This is a genomic window from Bacillus sp. (in: firmicutes) (assembly GCF_031983925.1).
GTDB lineage: Bacteria > Bacillota > Bacilli > Bacillales > Bacillaceae_G > Bacillus_A > Bacillus_A pacificus.
On the sequence record NZ_DALYZR010000006.1, the window covers coordinates 123,937 to 140,829 of the forward strand.

The following is a 16,893-nucleotide window of genomic DNA, read 5'->3' on the forward strand; positions in this document are numbered from 1 at the left end:
TCGTAGCAAATGTAAGATTTGGTGTAAACGCTTTATTGAATTCGAAAAGACTTTCTCAATATGAAATGGCTCTAATACAGATTACACATGAAAATAAAATATCGATTAGGGAGGAAAGGGCTTCTTGGAGTTAAATTTGAGAAAAAATTGTATGAGGTCAATTTGTAATAGCGTAGCAAGATAATGAAATTTCATGTAAAATAATAGTAAAAATATGTAAGGGGGGGAGTATTGTGGATGTGTTTTTGAATATTGCCGAAGAAAAGATTCGACAAGCAATACGGAATGGAGACCTTGATCATATTCCGGGAAAAGGAAAACCACTACAATTAGAAGACCTTTCAATGGTACCTCCAGAACTTAGAATGAGTTATAAAATTTTAAAAAACGCGGGCATGATTCCACCAGAAATGGAACTACAAAAAGATATATTAAAAATAGAAGACTTAATTGCGTGCTGTTATGATGAAGTAGAGAGAATAAAGTTACAAGAAGAGTTAACAGCAAAAACGCTTCGTTTTCAGCAGGTAATGGAAAAGAGAAAGATTAAAGATAGTTCAGCTTTTCGTATGTATCAAGATAAAGTATTTCGTAAATTACGCTAAGAGGGATAAGATGAATACATTTAAAACGATAGAAGAATTAGCGACATATATCGAAGAACAACAATTAGTACTTCTGTTTATTAAAACAGAAAATTGTGGTGTTTGTGATGTTATGTTAAGGAAAGTAAATTACGTATTAGAGAATTATAATTACGTAGAGAAAATAGAGATATTGCTACAAGACATGCAAGAGATTGCGGGGCGATATGCTGTATTTACAGGTCCAACAGTTTTATTATTTTATAATGGAAAAGAAATTCTTCGTGAATCACGCTTCATTTCGCTTGAAAATCTAGAGAGAACCATTCAATTATTCGAGGAATAAGGGAGGCTTTTATATGGAATTTATTATTTTCATACTATTATTTGTTGTAGTTGGAACAATCTTAACAGCAGTTCGATCAAACAAAAAGAAGGTAAATCTTACAAAACAAAATAACATTCATAACTCATCTAACAACTCATCACCATTATTTTTCTTTGCGGGATCTGATAATGATAGCTCGCATGGAGGTTCACATGATTGTGGAGGATCTTTCGGTGGAGATAGCGGAGGCAGCTGCGATGGTGGCGGAGGTGGCGGTGATTGATGAGAATACGCCCTATAAGGGGCGTATTTCTTTTTAAACAAACGTTTGATTAGTTGGTTTACATATGCATAAAAACAGTTAAACAAACGTTTGATTAAATATTTTTAATATACTAAGGGGAATGGAAATGGAAAGAGAACCGAAAGTGAAAAACAAGGGGAAAGTAATGTTATTTTTAGTAGCTGCGGGAGGCATATTTCTTGTTAAATTAGGATTTAAAATTGGAATCATACATATGATTCGAACATGGTTTGAAAGTACGTTTTTTTAAAATAAGGAATATAGCCTCTTGCGATAGAGGTTTTTAATTTGTTATTATTAGACTGAACGGTCGGTTTAAAGAGGTGTGAATATGAGAAGAAGTGCAGAAGAGATAAAGAAAGAAATTGCATATAAAGCAGAAAGTCTGTTTTCACAGAAGGGCTATGCAGCTACATCTATGGAAGAGATTTGTGAAATTACAGAGCGAAGTAAAGGAAGTATTTATTATCACTTTAAAAGTAAAGAAGAATTATTTTTATTTGTAGTAAAACAGCATACGTATGATTGGCTTGAAAAATGGAATGAAAAAGAGAAGTCGTATAGTACGAATACTGAAAAATTATATGGTCTCGCGGAATATCATGTAGAGGACATACAGCAACCAATTTCAAATGCAATAGAGGAATTCTCTATGAGCCAAGTTGTAAGTAAAGAGATTTTGGATGAACTATTAGCTTTAACTAGAGAATCATATGTTATGTTTGAGAAACTAATTGAAGCAGGCATACAGTCTGGAGAGTTTCGTGAAGATAATACGCGCGATCTTATGTATATTGTGAATGGATTATTATCAGGGCTTGGAGTACTTTACTACGAGTTAGATTATAAAGAGTTGAAACGTATTTATAAAAAGGCAATAGATGTATTGTTAAAAGGAATGGCAGCTGAATAATAAGTCAGTTGCTTTTCTATAAAATAAATTAGACCGAACGGTCGGTTTATGAAAGGGGAATGAAAATGAACGCTTTATTTAAAAACCGAGCATTTATGCTCGTTATGGCATCTGATATTTTACAACAATTTGCAATTTGGATTAGAAATATGGCTCTTTTGTATTTCATAATGGAGCGAACGAATAATGATCCAGTTTCCGTTTCATTGTTATCGGTTATGGAATATGCACCTATTTTTATTTTCTCGTTTATCGGTGGTGCGCTAGCTGATCGCTGGAATCCGAAAAGAACGATGGTTGCTGGAGATGTATTAAGTGTAATGTCTATTATAGGAATTGTCCTGTTGTTAAAACTGGATTATTGGGAGGCTATATTTTTTGCAACACTCATTTCCGCAATTGTAGGTCAGTTCTCTCAGCCATCATCTTCGCGTATATTTAAGCGCTACGTGAAAGAAGAACAGATAGCAAATGCGATTGCATTTAACCAAACATTACAGTCATTATTTCTGATCTTTGGACCAGTGGTAGGATCGCTTGTGTATACACAACTTGGTTTATTTACGTCGCTATATAGTTTAATCATTTTATTTTTGTTATCTGCTATCGCTCTTTCATTTTTACCGAAATGGGTTGAACAAGAGCAAGTGGCAAGAGATTCATTAAAAAATGATATAAAAGAGGGTTGGAAATACGTTCTTCATACGAAAAATTTACGTATGATTACAATCACTTTCACCATTATGGGCTTAGCTGTTGGACTAACGAATCCGTTAGAGGTGTTTCTTGTAATAGAACGCCTTGGAATGGAAAAGGAAGCAGTTCAATATTTAGCTGCAGCTGATGGAATAGGTATGTTAATTGGTGGTATTGTTGCTGCGATTTTCGCTTCAAAAGTAAACCCGAAAAAGATGTTCGTATTCGGTATGGGCATATTAGCGATATCGTTTTTAGTAGAAGGGCTATCTACATCATTTTGGATTACTAGTTTCATGAGATTTGGAACAGGTATTTGTTTAGCTTGTGTTAATATCGTTGTCGGTACGCTTATGATTCAACTTGTACCAGAAAATATGATTGGAAGAGTAAATGGAACAATTTTACCACTGTTTATGGGGGCAATGTTAATCGGAACTTCAATAGCTGGAGGATTAAAGGAGATGACCTCATTAGTTACTGTATTTTGTATAGCGATGGCACTTATTTTATTTGCGATAGGGCCAGTTCTACGCATGCAAATAAATAAAGGGGATGTCGCTAATAAAGAGGAACTAACAAATTCATTAGCCTCGAAATAACCATTGTAAGGGAGCTGAATAGCTCCCTTTTCTTGTGACAGTCTTTTGACAATGAAATGTACCGACTATATACTAATGTTGTAAAAACGATTTTACATGTTAGGAGAAAAGATGTGAAAAATCAAATTTATGAATTACGCACTGAGAATAATATTTCACAAGGTGCATTAGCTGATAAGTGTAAAGTTTCAAGACAGACGATAAATGCAATTGAGAATAATAAATATGATCCAAGCTTAGCATTAGCTTTTCGTTTAGCGGAAGTATTAGGAACAACTGTTGATAAACTATTTTTGTACAAGCAGTAGGGGGAGTAGTTGTTGGGGAAAGAGAAAATAAGCCTTTTCGTTACTGTATTAGTGGCTATAGGTACGTTAGTGTTTGCACTTTACTATTGGTTAACTGAACTTCAAGTAAACTGGTATGCACTATTTATTTGTAGCATCGCGTTACATTATCTATTTAAAAGTTTGGCATCACATAGCGTTGAAGGGGATACTGGGGAGAAAGAGGATTTAGAAAAACATGTATTAAAAACAAGTGCCAATGTTACATATTATGTACTCATTGTATTAATTTTTGGCTTGTTTTTCGCATCGGTAGGGTTTAATAGATGGATTGATTTTCATAACATACCGCTTTTGTTTGCGTTATGTGCTGCGATAGTTGTAAAGCCAGCTGTTGAGTTTTTAATTGTAAGACGTTATAGATAAAAAAGATCCTCTTCTTGCATGAAGAGGATCTTCTTCTTATAGCATTTTAGTTTTTGGACTAGGTGGTGTAACGGATGTATTATTTTCAGGGACCTTAGTTAATAAAAATCCACCGATAATAAACAACACAATAATACTAAGGACACCGGCGTTTGTTTTTCCCGTTAATTGCGTTGTAACACCGACTAATACTGGACCCATAATCGCGGCAAACTTGCCAAATATATTATAAAATCCGAAGAATTCATTTGCCGATTCTTTAGGTACTAGTTTTGCAAAATAGGAACGACTAAGTGCTTGAATCCCGCCCTGAGAAGTGGCAACTAACATTGCTAAAATCCAGAAATCGAGTGTCGTTTTTAAGAAATAAGCATATGTGCAGATAATGATATAAATAATAATACCGACATATAGCATTTTTTTACCGGTAAATGTCTCCGATAGTTTTCCGTACAATAAAGCGAATGGACAAGCTACAATTTGTGTGACGAATAATATGATTAATAGATTTGTTGCACTAATACCGAGGTCTGTTCCGTAAGCGGTGGACATAGTAATAATTGTATCGACCCCATCAATATAGAAAAAGTAAGCAATTAAGAACATAAAGACCGTTTTATATTCTTTAATATTTTTAAAAGTATCAGCAAGGCGTTTGAAGCTCATTGTAATTGGTCTTGGGTGACGTTCAATATAGTGCGTTTGTTCTACGTTTTTTAGCATTGGAATTGTAAATAATCCCCACCAAAGAGCTGTGATTGCAAATGAAATTTGACTAGCAATGCCAACTGATAAAGGGATAGTTCCTTTTTGAGCAAGAATGATAAGAGTGATACAACCGATAAATGGAATAGTACTCCCAATATAGCCTAAAGCGAAACCTCTCGTAGAAATTCGATCCATTCTATCTTCAGAAGTGACATCTACTAAAAATGCATCATAAAAAATGTTTGCTCCAGCAAAACCGACTAATGCGAGCATATAGCATCCTAGTAATAAGTACCACTGAGATGTTGGAACGACTGCTAGCATACTTGTAAATACGATACCGAGTCCAAAGAAGAATGTGAAAAATCTTTTTTTAAATCCTTTATAATCAGCAACTGTGCCGAGAATAGGAGCAAGTATAGAAATTAAAAGTGTTGCGAACGAGTTTGCATATCCCCAATATGCTGTTGAAGTTGCACCAGATAACCCGGCTTCCTTTGCAGCTGCTTTAAAGTAAATTGGGAATAATGCGGTTGTAATGACGAGCGAATATACGGAGTTCGCCCAATCGTATAATATCCAGCTTTTTTCTTGTCTGGACATTTTTTTCATATAATGTTCCCCCTCAAATTTGTTCTACTAACAGTGTACAAAAATAAAAATTATAAAAAGAGAAACAATGATGAATTTTACATAACTTTTACATATATACACAGTTCTTTACAATTGGAGTAAATCCTCTACAATTGATCCGTCTGTTTCACCTAAGTGTAAACCGAGTAGTCTAGCGATAGTTGGGCCTTCATCAATAAGTCTCATATGCGGTATGGTAATGCCGCTTTTTATTCCTTTCCCGGCAGCTATAAAAATTGTTTCATAGTTAGGTTTTGTTGGAGAGTATCCATGCGTACCAAATGTATATTTTTTACTAGGCGTAACATCTTTTTCAGTAATTTCTTTTATAAAATCTCCTATATAGTTTTCAGTGAAATAATACCCTTCTCGTGCTTCCAACATAAATAAACAATTGCCATCTGCACCGCATTCCTTCGCATCCTCATCATGAAGTATAAATTCAATACCGTTTTGTTTATTTTGAAGCAGTTCTTCAAGGAGTAGTTGTACTTCTCGAATTGTATCGGTATCGTTTTTGTCTTTCACATATACATAGGCGGACCCATCGCAACTTTGGCAATAAGCATTCCAGTCTACTAATTTTCCTTTTGAATTTATAGAGATAAGCCCTTTTTGATGAAATAGTACATTTAATTGAATGGCTTTGCTTTCACTTAAAGCGCTATGATCACCAAGAGCGATAATGGTGCTCTCTTCGTATAGTCCACTGTCTTTTAAAGCTTGAATAATTTTCCCTAGTCGCTCATCATGTCTATGAATTGCGGCTATTGTTTCTTTTGATTCAAAGCCGTGATAGTGTCTTTGGGTGTCTAAATCGGTGAAATGTACAAACATGACATTAGGCTTTTTTGTCTGGATTGTATGCACAGCAGAAGCAAGTACGAAATCATCGAGTTCAGGTTGTGACAATCCATTTCGTATATGGCCGAAACGACGATTTAAATCTAATTGATATAGCGGGCTACCGCTAAATAATGAAACTAAAACTTGATTTTGCCACGGTCTATTTGGAAAGATTTCTGGTAAATTGTAATCAATATTTGCTCTGCCAGTAACAGGCCATAGAAGGGCAGCTGTCGTTAAATTTGCTTTATGTGCTTCATCATATAATGTTGTTCCTTGTATTGATTTTCGGTACCAATGCCAATCGGGTGATTCACGTCCAGGTTGAAGTAACGTATTGCTAACTACGCCATGTTTATTAGGGTAATTACCAGTTACGATTGTTGAGTGACTTGGATAGGTTACAGAAGGATAGATGGGCTCTACTTTTTCGACAACCGTACCCTTTTTGATTAGAGATTGGAAATGAGGTAATTTTTGTAGTATAGGAAAATCTAAAGCTGATAAACAGTCGAATGATAAAATGATGACACGATTCGTTAATGCTTTATCCATAAAGTAATCCTCCTAATTATATGAAACCTATTACTATATATTACTATTAATACCTAGTAATAAAAATATGTTTTTAAATAAAATTTATTATTTATTTTCAGAAAAATTAAACATATAATTAAGTATAAGGGAATGAATGAAAGGAGGGAATAATGTGGATTTGCTAGATGGATTTAGTATCTTTTACATCATTGGTGGAATCACAATTATTCTTGTATTTGCTATTTCGTATTTACTAAAGAAACGGTTTCCAGACAAGCAGTTTGATATTATATTTGCACTTAGTTTAATACTTCTTTGCTTAGCATCCTTTCCCGTTACAATGATGGTTATTGGTGGATGGGAAGGAATGGGATATGGATTTATTGGTTTCTTCGTCCTACTCGGTACACTTATCGGTATGATTGCACATCAACTTGTGAAAATTACGAGAAAAAGCTACGTATAAAACTGTAAAAAATGAAAAGAATATATAAAAAATAAGAAAATTCACTCTTGTTTTAGGGTGAAATTTATATTATGATATTCAACAAATTTACTTCGTTATAACGATGAAAAAGGACTAGTACATGTTCAACCTTTTTAGCAGAGAGAGAATCCGTCAGGCTGAAAGATTCTTAAAAAGGCGATATGGAACCTACCTTTGCGTTCTGCATATGCAGCGGGAATTTCCCGTTATCAAAAAGAGAGCATGCACAATTTTTGTGCATGAATCAGGGTGGTAACGCCGGCAAAGCTCGGTCCCTATTTAGGGGCGCGGGCTTTTTTGTATTTTCTAGAAGGAGGAAGACTGACTATGGCAAAAGAACAAGTACAAGCGATTACGAAGATGGAAGAGGACTTTGCACAGTGGTACACAGATATTGTAAAAAAAGCAGAACTTGTTGATTATTCAAGTGTAAAAGGATGTATGATTCTACGCCCGTACGGCTATGCCTTATGGGAAAATATGCAGAAAGTGATGGATGAGAAGTTAAAAGCAACTGGTCATGAAAATGTGTATATGCCAATGTTTATCCCAGAGAGCTTATTACAAAAAGAGAAGGATCATGTAGAAGGATTTGCTCCTGAAGTAGCATGGGTGACACATGGTGGGGATGAAAAGTTAGCAGAAAGACTTTGTATACGCCCTACATCCGAAACTTTATTCTGTGAGCATTTTTCAAAAATTGTGCAATCCTATAATGATTTGCCAAAGTTATATAATCAGTGGTGTTCAGTAGTTCGTTGGGAAAAGACAACGAGGCCATTTCTTCGTACAACGGAATTCTTATGGCAAGAGGGTCATACAATTCATGAAACAGCAGAAGAATCTCAAGCTGAAACATTAAATATTTTAAATCTATATGCTTCTTTCTGTGAAGACTACTTAGCAATACCAGTAATTAAAGGACAAAAAACAGAAAAAGAAAAATTTGCGGGCGCAAAGGCAACTTATACAATTGAAAGCTTAATGCATGATGGGAAAGCACTTCAAACGGGAACATCCCATAACTTTGGAACGAATTTCTCTGAAGCATTTGATATTAAATTTTTAGATCGTAACGGTAAGTGGCAATATGTACACCAAACATCTTGGGGCGTATCAGCGAGAATGATAGGTGGACTGATTATGGTTCATAGTGATAATAATGGGCTTGTAATGCCTCCTAAAGTCGCACCAGTGCAAGTTGTTATTGTACCGATTGCTCAGCATAAAGAAGGCGTTTTAGCGAAAGCAACAGAGTTACAAGAACATATTCAAAAGGTTGCACGAGTAAAAATAGATGCTAGCAATAAAACACCTGGTTGGAAATTTAATGAGTATGAAATGAAGGGAATTCCAATTCGATTAGAAGTTGGTCCGAAAGATATCGAAAAGAATCAAGTTGTACTCGTAAGAAGAGATACGAAGGAAAAAGAGTTTATAGCAATGGAGCAATTAGAAGAACGCATTCCAGCACTACTTGAGGAAATTCATAACTCTTTATTTAATAAAGCAAAAGTATTTCGTGATGAAAATACGTATAGTGTGACGAAGTTTGAAGAGATGAAAAAAGTAGCTGATGAAAAGCAAGGATTTATTAAGGCGATGTGGTGCGGGGAACTAGCTTGTGAAGAGAAATTAAAAGAAGAAGTCGGAGTATCTTCTCGCTGTATGCCTTTTGAGCAAGAGCATTTAGCTAACGAATGTATTTGTTGTGGTAAAGAAGCTAAGCAAATGGTGTATTGGGGAAAAGCGTATTAATGCTCTTTTGGATAGGAAAGATGAAAAGGACTTTGGGCTGCATAATAAAATGCAATCCAAAGTCCTTTTTAGTTTTACAATTTGTTTCATGTATTTTTAAGATGGAAGGATATGTTTTTATTTTGCGTTTTTACGGCGAATGAATAGTAACATACCAATTAGGAATGTTGAAAGTCCCATTAAAATAGATGCAGGATAATGTGTTGCAGTATTCGGTAACTTATCGCCTTGTTTTTTCGCGTTATCTTTTACGTTACCACCTTGAGAGCCATTTCCTCCTTGAGAACTGCTATCGCCTTTACCACGGTTACCTCCATGAGAGTCATTTCCCCCTTGAGAACTGCTATCGCCTTTACCACGATTGCCGCCAGAGCCGCTGCCACCAGAACCGTTACCGTCAGAACCACTGCCGCCAGAACCGTTGCCGCTAGAGCCGCTGCCACCAGAGTCGCTGCCACCAGAACCGTTACCGTCAGAACCACTGCCGCCAGAGCCATTGCCGCCAGAGCCGTTGCCGCCAGAGTCGTTGCCGCCAGAACCGTTACCGCCAGAACCACTGCCATCAGAACCGTTGCCGCTAGAGCCATTGCCGCCAGAGCCGTTGCCGCCAGAGCCGTTGCCGCCAGAGCCGTTGCCGCCAGAGCCGTTGCCGCCAGAGCCGTTGCCGCTAGAGTCGTTGCCGCTAGAGCCATTGCCGCCAGAGCCGTTGCCACCAGAGCCATTGTCACCAGAGCCGTTGCCACCAGAGCCGTTGCCACCAGAGCCATTGTCACCAGAACCGCTACCATCGGAACCGTTGCCACCAGAATCACTATCGTCCTGAGAACCATCGTTTCCTGGTGGCTTATTATTATCTTTTGAGTTACCTTCTGCGAAATGATCGTTATTTTGTACAATCGCATTTGTTACTGGAGAGAAGTTTTCTGTTGCTGCATTACCGATATTTAAACCACTAAAAAAAGATAAAGAAAGAGTTGATGCTAAAATGAAAATTTTCGTCATTGATTTCCTCCTGAAACATTAATATTCCATCTAAAATACATCTCTTTGTAATATTTCATAGGAAAAAGAGTTTTATGCAAAAAAAACTATATATAGAAAAAGGTGGTATATTTCTAAAGAGAGAAAAGAGTGAGTGTAAATTCTTTATAATAGTAGAGTGATGGGAATTTCACACCCATTACAGTAGAGGAAGTGACAGCAGATGAAAGAGTATATTGCATTTGATATTGGTGGTACACAAATTAAATATGGAATTGTTTCAGAAACAGGAACAGTACTAAAGCATAAAACAGTTCCAACAGAAATTCATTTGGGCGGGGAACAAATCATTCAAAAACTCATTCTTTTATCAAAAAATTTAATGGGTAAACATACGATTTCGGGAATTGGCATTAGTACTGCGGGAATTGTTGACGTTAATAAAGGGATTGTGACGGGAGGTGCGGATCATATTCCAGGTTATAGTACGATTCCTATTATTAATAGATTGCAAGAGGTATTAAAAGTTCCTGTATCCATTGATAATGATGTGAATTGTGCAGCGTTCGGAGAAAAGTGGAATGGTAGTGCAAGAGAGAAAGAAAACTTTATTATGCTCACCCTTGGAACTGGTATTGGAGGAGCAATTTTTATAGATGGAGAGTTATATAGAGGGCATTTGTTTAGTGCTGGCGAATGGGGAAATATGTTAATAGAAGGAAAGCCGTTTGAAGAGATCGCTTCCATTTCAGGGTTAATTCGTCTTGTGCGAAAATATAAAGATGAAAGTGATTGGAATGGAAAAAAGATTTTCGAACTGTATGATAAAGGTGATAGGGAAGTTACCCAAGCAGTTGAGGTTTTCTTTAAACATTTAGCGATTGGAATTAGTAACCTTGCTTATATTTTTAATCCAGAAGTGATTGTTATAGGTGGAGGAATTACTGATAGGGGAAATGAGTTTTTAAAAGAAGTAAAAGAAGAGGTCAGTAAATACTTAAATAAAGAGATTTATAGTAATTGTGAGATTGAACTTGCGCAAAACGGTAATTGTGCAGGAATGGTTGGTGCTATTTACCACTTCTTACATCATCATAAGTAAATTATATGAATGTTTTCATATAACTGAGAATTTATCCTTTTTATCACTAGGTAAATAATGCTACAATATAAGGGAAGAATACAATATTTTCCGTCTTGGAAAATGCTTTGTAGAAAGGAAGAAACTGCATGCCTATTATTTTAGAAAAAGGTCAAAAGATCGATTTAACGAAAGGACAACCAAAAGTAGCAAAACTACAGGTTGGCTTAGGCTGGGATCCAATTGGGCAATCAGGTGGGTTTCTGTCTTCATTATTTGGAAGTAAACCAAATGTAGATTGTGATGCATCTGTTGTTATGTTAGAAGGAGATCGTTTTGTTAATAAAAACGATTTAGTATACTTCGGAAACAAACTTTCTACTTGTGGTAGTATTATTCATTCAGGAGATAATTTAACAGGTGAAGGCGAAGGTGACGATGAAACAATCTTTGTAGAATTGCATAAAGTCCCAAGTCGTATTAACCGTTTAGTATTCGTTGTAAATATTTATGATTGTGTAAACAGACGTCAAGACTTTGGTATGATTCGTAATGCTTACATTCGTATTCAAAATCCTCATACAGGTGAGGAATTAGCACGTTATAATTTATCAGAAAACTATGCTAGTAAAACAACTTTAATTGCAGGAGAAATGTATCGATACGAAAATGAGTGGAAGTTTTCAGCAGTTGGAGAAGGCACACAAGATAAAAACTTAAGTGAGATTGTATCACGTTATCAATAGGATAAACTAAGGAGGAATTTAAAATGGCATCTATTTCTTTAAAAAAGGGACAAAAGGTAGATTTAACAAAAACAAATCCAGGTTTATCAAAAGTACTTGTAGGGCTTGGCTGGGATACGAATCGTTATGATGGACAAGCTGATTTTGATTTAGATGTTAGTATCTTTTTAGTAGGTGCGAACGGTAAAGTTTCAGGCGCAGAGGATTTCGTTTTCTATAATAACCCAAAAGGCGCGAATGGTGCTGTAGAGCATTTAGGAGATAACAGAACGGGTGAAGGCGAAGGCGATGACGAAGCGATTAAAGTAGATTTGAAAAATGTACCTGCACATATCGAACGTATTTGTTTCACAATCACAATTTACGATGGAGAAGGCCGTAGCCAAAACTTTGGTCAAGTTTCTAACTCATTCGTACGTATTGTAGATGAAGAAAAGAATGCAGAGTTAATTCGTTACGATTTAGGAGAAGATTTCTCCATTGAAACAGCTGTTGTAGTAGGCGAATTATACCGCCATGCAGGTGATTGGAAGTTCAATGCAATCGGAAGTGGATTCCAAGGTGGATTAGCGTCTCTATGTAATAACTTTGGTTTAGATGTAGAGTAATAGATTAATATATCCATCGATGAAATGCATGTTTACTGATGGATATATTTTTTAGATAAAAATATAGAGGTGAATATAAATGGCTATTCAGTTACAAAAAGGACAGAAAATCGATTTAGGTAAAACAAGCCCTGGCTTAACAAAAGCAGTAATTGGTCTTGGGTGGGATATTAAGTCTTATGATGGTGGAGCTGATTTCGATTTAGATGCATCTGCCTTTTTATTAGATATGAACGGAAAATGTACGAAGGAAACTGATTTTATTTTCTATAATAATTTACAGTCTCCTTGTGGATCAGTTTTACATACAGGTGATAACCGAACGGGTGAAGGTGAAGGCGACGATGAGCAACTTGTTGTAGATTTGAAGAAAGTTCCAGCAGATGTGCACAAAATTGCTATTACAGTTACGATTTATGATGCGGAAGGTCGTAGTCAAAACTTTGGACAAGTAGGAAATGCTTTCGTTCGTTTAGCAAATGAAGAAACGAATGAAGAAGTTCTTCGCTTCGATTTAGGGGAAGATTTCTCTATCGAAACAGCAGTTGTCTTTTGTGAATTATATCGTCATAATGGACAGTGGAAGTTTAATGCAGTAGGAAGTGGATTCCAAGGTGGTTTAGGTGCGCTTGTAAGAGCGTATGGCTTGGATGCATAGAAAGGAAACGATATTCGTTTCCTTTTTTTGACCTTTCTATAAATCTAGCAAAGAATAGGGGATATAGGTAAGATGAGTATTTTGCAAGGAATCCTTGATACGTATGCTCAGTTTTTCGACTTGGACATGTGGATTAAAGTGTTGCAAGATCCAGTATCGTGGGGATTAATAGGTACACTTGTTGTACTTGAAGGATTACTATCTGCTGATAACGCACTTGTGTTAGCGGTAATGGTAAAACACCTTCCAGAAGAGAAGCGTAAAAAGGCTTTATTCTATGGACTTATTGGAGCGTATTTATTCCGCTTTATTGCGATTGGAATTGGAATGTTCTTAATTAAATTAGCATGGGTAAAAGTGTTAGGTGCACTTTACTTAGCTTGGCTTTCAATTAAATACTTTATTGATAAAAGAAAAGGTAATGCAGAAGAAGAGGAAGCTCATGGTATGAACCAAAACAGTATTCTCTTCAGAATGTTTGGTGTCTTCTGGGGAACGGTTGCGATGGTCGAATTAATGGATATCGCGTTCTCTGTAGATAGTGTACTTGCTGCATTTGGTGTATCAAATGAAGTTTGGATTCTATTGTTAGGCGGAATGCTCGGTATTTTAATGATGCGTGGTATCGCTGGTGTATTCTTAAAGTTGTTAGAGCGTATCCCAGAACTTGAAACGACAGCATATATTTTAATCTTAATTATTGCAACAAAAATGCTATTGTCTGTTATTCATATTGAAATAAGCCATACATTGTTCTTCGTTATTTTAGTTGTAGCATTTGGAGCAACATTTGTACTTCACTACGTGAAGAATTCTGGACAAGCTAAAGAAGAAGTTGCTGCTACTAAAGAAGACAATAAATAATTGAAATGGGTTTGCTCGTTTTGCGAGCGCCCATTTTTTATAACCAAAAATAGTTTATAATAGAAGAAAGACTTAGAAAAAGTAAATGTTTTTGGAGGTGAACTGTTGTGTTTTCACGTTTTACACTTCAACCATATGCATTAAAAGATGAATCAGATGTAAAGCAATTTGAAACGCTTTTAGAAAAACGTCCACAATATGAGCTGACAGAGAATGAGATGAAATTTAGTTATATAGCATGTCGAATCCTTGGCGTTCCTAATGATGTAGATGAATATTTCAATGAATTATTTGATTATAGTGAAGCGAAAGGAATTGAAGTTTTACACGAACAAAATTTAAATAAAGTGATTGATTCAGAAAAGCTTCGTCACATTCAAGAGGTGTTCGGATTACATCAAGAAGCACCAAATGGTCTAACAGTAAATAGGCTAGTGGCACACTTATCTGGGAAACAACTTTTACCGAAAGTAGACAATCCGGATTTACAGCATTATATACATACAACATTTATTTCTGTATTGAAATTATATGAGAAACAACATAATCAATCTCTAAAGACAGAAGGCTTCCGTCGTTTCTTAATCGACATGATTAAATTAAGCGAAAATTACGTAGCGAAGTGGTTCTCTACGATTAACTATAAGAAACAAATGCCACGTATCGTTTGGTACGGTGATGCACAGGAAAGCCGTATATATTTCTTATACTTTCTTATTATGCTCGGCTGCGATGTACTTTATTATCACCCAGAAGGAAAAGATGGATTTGAGAATGTTGATGAGGAAGGAAGAAGTTTTATTGTGTCTCATCCAAGTCGCATTTCTCTTGAGCCATTTCCAGATCGCCGCCGCGAGCGTGTTGCAACAGTGGCATATCAAGCTTCAAAAGAAATTGAACAAGTACTTCACCACGATAATTCACTATTATACAAGCCGTGGCAATTCCGTTCATATACACCTGTAGCACGTACATTAAAAACAACATACGATGAACTATTTTTAATTACGAAAGAAAAGGCGTTTGTACGCCCGACATTCTTTGTTGAAAATAAACACATTTATATTCCATCCCTATTTGCGAAAATATCAGGTGTTTCAAAGAATGATAAAGAGTATTTTCAGCGATTAAAGGCTGTTACATCATTTGATAACAGTTTATTAATTAATACATTTCCGTTTACGAAAGAACAAAAAGCAAATTTCCAATACCATTATCGAGATGCATTAGACCGCGGAGGGAAATTGCATCCAGATTTAATTATGAACAGTCATTGGTGGCCGCATAAACGATTGCCAGAAGGATTACAACATGGTATTGCAGAAGCGATTATCCATACGTGTGAAAGTGAAATGTGTAAACCAATTGCAAAAGAGACGAAACAAGATGTAGCGCTATATGTTTTCGCGCAACTTTCTCAAATACCACCGAATATTTTAGAACAGCTTGAGAAATTTGATTATTCACAAGATGTACCGAAAATTGTTATATTTAATAATGAGAAGAGTGGAGAGTTAACTCGTTCTGATGCTGTTTTATTACTATTTTTAAATCAAATTGGAGTAGATGTATTCCATTTCAATCCAACGGGAAGAAACGATATTGAACCGTATATTGAAGCTGGGGCATTTGATTCACATTGGCTTGAAGAGGTTAATTTCGATCTTGAGTTTCATGGTTCATCAGCCTATAAAAATTTATCACAAACAATAAAAGGACTATTTCGTCCATTTTTATAAGGAAAGGGAGAATACCATATGAATAACCCAGTCGTACTAGATTCGAAAACAGAATTAAATGAGCAAACAGCACAAGATGTTCGCTTGCAACTTAGACAAGATGCGGATGTACAACGTATTTATAATGCGGTAGATATTAAAGATCAATTAGAATTAATTGAACTTGGAAAAGAACCTTCTATGGAAATTTCACGTTTTGCTGATCAAATTTTACATACGATGTCATTATCAAAGATAGAAGATTCTGGTGAATTATTAAAACAGCTTGGTAAAATTATGGACCGATTCGATAGCAAAGACTTTGCGGAAGAGAAAAGTGGTTTCTTCTCACGTATGTTCAAAAAAGCGGATAAAATGATTGAACAAATCTTTAGCAAGTATCAAACGATGGGCCGTGAAATTGATAAAGTGTATGTGGAAATTACGAAGTATCAAGATGAAATGAAAAAATCAATTGGTACGTTAGATGGTTTATATGAGCAAAACTTAAAATATTATTTAGACTTAGAAAAATACGTAGTAGCAGGAGAAATGTTATTAGAGCGTTTAAATACAGAGTTAGTTCCGATGTATGAAGAGCGTGTACGTAATAATGATCAATTAGCAGGTATTGAATTAGAGTCGCTTAAAAACTCTGTTGAAATTTTAGAACAACGTATTGATGATTTAGAAAAAGCGCGTATGGTTGCGTTACTGACAGCACCACAAATTCGAATGATTCAACGTGGTAATAATAAATTAATTGGTAAAATCAATACAGCATTTATTACGACGATTCCTATCTTTAAAAATGGTATCATTCAAGCGGTAAATGCGAAGCGTCAAAAGCTTGTTGCAGATTCCATGGCTGAACTGGATCGCCGTACAAATGAATTACTTAAGAAAAATGCACAAAATATCGCAACGCAAAGTGTGGAAGTAGCGAGATTATCCGGTTCTTCTAGTATTAAGATGGAAACACTTGAGGAAACTTGGAACATTATTTCAAGAGGTATGCAAGAAACACAACAAATTGAAGAGCAAAACAAACGTGAGCGTGAAGAAAGTCGCAAACGTATGGCTACATTAACTGAGAACATTAAAAAAGAATTACAAGGGTAAATGAAA

Annotated in this window: 20 protein-coding genes and 1 other annotated feature; of the genes, 17 read left to right on the forward strand and 3 right to left on the reverse strand. The window is 35.7% G+C overall.

Annotated elements, in window-relative coordinates; all coding sequences use genetic code 11:
- Positions 1-233 precede the first annotated feature (233 nt).
- The 8 genes from RTP99_RS18605 to RTP99_RS18640 all read left to right on the forward strand — a co-directional run bounded on the left by RTP99_RS18605 (position 234) and on the right by RTP99_RS18640 (position 4,140).
- Positions 234-605 (forward strand): DnaJ family domain-containing protein, encoded by a 372-nt coding sequence (locus RTP99_RS18605; RefSeq protein ID WP_000382358.1) that lies wholly within the window; start codon positions 234-236, stop codon positions 603-605.
- 10 nt (positions 606-615) lie between these two features.
- Entirely contained in the window at positions 616-930 is a 315-nt protein-coding gene (locus tag RTP99_RS18610) for a thioredoxin family protein (RefSeq protein ID WP_001091337.1), read from the forward strand.
- A gap of 13 nt (positions 931-943) precedes the next feature.
- A complete protein-coding gene (locus tag RTP99_RS18615) occupies positions 944-1,195 on the forward strand; it encodes a hypothetical protein (RefSeq protein ID WP_000394354.1) in 252 nt (83 codons plus the stop codon).
- Between the two features lie 127 nt (positions 1,196-1,322).
- Positions 1,323-1,466, forward strand: coding sequence for a hypothetical protein (locus RTP99_RS18620; RefSeq protein WP_000439128.1), 144 nt, complete (start codon positions 1,323-1,325; stop codon positions 1,464-1,466).
- A gap of 81 nt (positions 1,467-1,547) precedes the next feature.
- Positions 1,548-2,129, forward strand: coding sequence for a TetR/AcrR family transcriptional regulator (locus RTP99_RS18625; RefSeq protein WP_001254445.1), 582 nt, complete (start codon positions 1,548-1,550; stop codon positions 2,127-2,129).
- A 65-nt stretch (positions 2,130-2,194) separates the two neighbouring features.
- A complete protein-coding gene (locus RTP99_RS18630; RefSeq protein ID WP_000992575.1) occupies positions 2,195-3,427 on the forward strand; it encodes an MFS transporter in 1,233 nt (410 codons plus the stop codon).
- Positions 3,428-3,483: 56 nt separating this feature from the next.
- Positions 3,484-3,735, forward strand: coding sequence for a helix-turn-helix transcriptional regulator (locus RTP99_RS18635; RefSeq protein ID WP_001974760.1), 252 nt, complete (start codon positions 3,484-3,486; stop codon positions 3,733-3,735).
- Positions 3,736-3,747: 12 nt separating this feature from the next.
- The gene (locus RTP99_RS18640) at positions 3,748-4,140 is read left to right on the forward strand and encodes a hypothetical protein (RefSeq protein WP_000514013.1); all 393 of its coding nucleotides are present in this window, start codon (positions 3,748-3,750) and stop codon (positions 4,138-4,140) included.
- A 36-nt stretch (positions 4,141-4,176) separates the two neighbouring features.
- Here the strand turns inward: RTP99_RS18640 and RTP99_RS18645 are convergent, their stop codons facing one another.
- Positions 4,177-5,460 carry an MFS transporter gene (locus RTP99_RS18645; protein WP_000738829.1) on the reverse strand — a complete coding sequence of 428 codons (1,284 nt, stop codon included), beginning with the start codon at positions 5,458-5,460 and terminating at the stop codon, positions 4,177-4,179.
- A 108-nt stretch (positions 5,461-5,568) separates the two neighbouring features.
- Positions 5,569-6,882, reverse strand: coding sequence for an alkaline phosphatase family protein (locus tag RTP99_RS18650; protein ID WP_000356447.1), 1,314 nt, complete (start codon positions 6,880-6,882; stop codon positions 5,569-5,571).
- 154 nt (positions 6,883-7,036) lie between these two features.
- On the opposite strand from RTP99_RS18650, the gene RTP99_RS18655 reads away from it, so the two are divergent.
- Together RTP99_RS18655 and proS are read left to right on the forward strand one after the other, a co-directional pair.
- On the forward strand, positions 7,037-7,330 hold the full coding sequence (locus RTP99_RS18655; RefSeq protein WP_000364817.1) for a YesK-like family protein: 294 nt from the start codon (positions 7,037-7,039) through the stop codon (positions 7,328-7,330).
- 94 nt (positions 7,331-7,424) lie between these two features.
- Positions 7,425-7,631, forward strand: a binding site (T-box leader).
- Between the two features lie 47 nt (positions 7,632-7,678).
- Positions 7,679-9,109 carry a proline--tRNA ligase gene (gene proS / locus RTP99_RS18660; RefSeq protein ID WP_001040948.1) on the forward strand — a complete coding sequence of 477 codons (1,431 nt, stop codon included), beginning with the start codon at positions 7,679-7,681 and terminating at the stop codon, positions 9,107-9,109.
- A gap of 117 nt (positions 9,110-9,226) precedes the next feature.
- On the opposite strand, the gene RTP99_RS18665 is transcribed toward proS, so the two are convergent.
- Positions 9,227-10,111, reverse strand: coding sequence for an LPXTG cell wall anchor domain-containing protein (locus tag RTP99_RS18665; RefSeq protein WP_061529201.1), 885 nt, complete (start codon positions 10,109-10,111; stop codon positions 9,227-9,229).
- Positions 10,112-10,313: 202 nt separating this feature from the next.
- Here RTP99_RS18665 and RTP99_RS18670 point away from each other — a divergent pair, with 202 nt between their 5' ends.
- The 7 genes from RTP99_RS18670 (at position 10,314) to RTP99_RS18700 (ending at position 16,887) form a co-directional block, all read left to right on the forward strand.
- Complete coding sequence (locus RTP99_RS18670; RefSeq protein ID WP_000666136.1) at positions 10,314-11,192, forward strand: ROK family protein; 879 nt, start codon at positions 10,314-10,316, stop codon at positions 11,190-11,192.
- Between the two features lie 128 nt (positions 11,193-11,320).
- Positions 11,321-11,917 carry a TerD family protein gene (locus RTP99_RS18675; RefSeq protein WP_001121593.1) on the forward strand — a complete coding sequence of 199 codons (597 nt, stop codon included), beginning with the start codon at positions 11,321-11,323 and terminating at the stop codon, positions 11,915-11,917.
- A 23-nt stretch (positions 11,918-11,940) separates the two neighbouring features.
- The gene (locus tag RTP99_RS18680) at positions 11,941-12,525 is read left to right on the forward strand and encodes a TerD family protein (RefSeq protein WP_000146721.1); all 585 of its coding nucleotides are present in this window, start codon (positions 11,941-11,943) and stop codon (positions 12,523-12,525) included.
- A gap of 79 nt (positions 12,526-12,604) precedes the next feature.
- Entirely contained in the window at positions 12,605-13,183 is a 579-nt protein-coding gene (locus RTP99_RS18685) for a TerD family protein (protein ID WP_001007530.1), read from the forward strand.
- A 72-nt stretch (positions 13,184-13,255) separates the two neighbouring features.
- Positions 13,256-14,047 carry a TerC family protein gene (locus RTP99_RS18690; RefSeq protein ID WP_000025691.1) on the forward strand — a complete coding sequence of 264 codons (792 nt, stop codon included), beginning with the start codon at positions 13,256-13,258 and terminating at the stop codon, positions 14,045-14,047.
- A 107-nt stretch (positions 14,048-14,154) separates the two neighbouring features.
- Positions 14,155-15,786, forward strand: a complete 1,632-nt coding sequence (locus tag RTP99_RS18695; RefSeq protein WP_000492880.1) for a YceG family protein — start codon at positions 14,155-14,157, stop codon at positions 15,784-15,786.
- 18 nt (positions 15,787-15,804) lie between these two features.
- Entirely contained in the window at positions 15,805-16,887 is a 1,083-nt protein-coding gene (locus tag RTP99_RS18700; RefSeq protein WP_001064413.1) for a toxic anion resistance protein, read from the forward strand.
- The last annotated feature ends 6 nt before the right edge of the window (positions 16,888-16,893 follow it).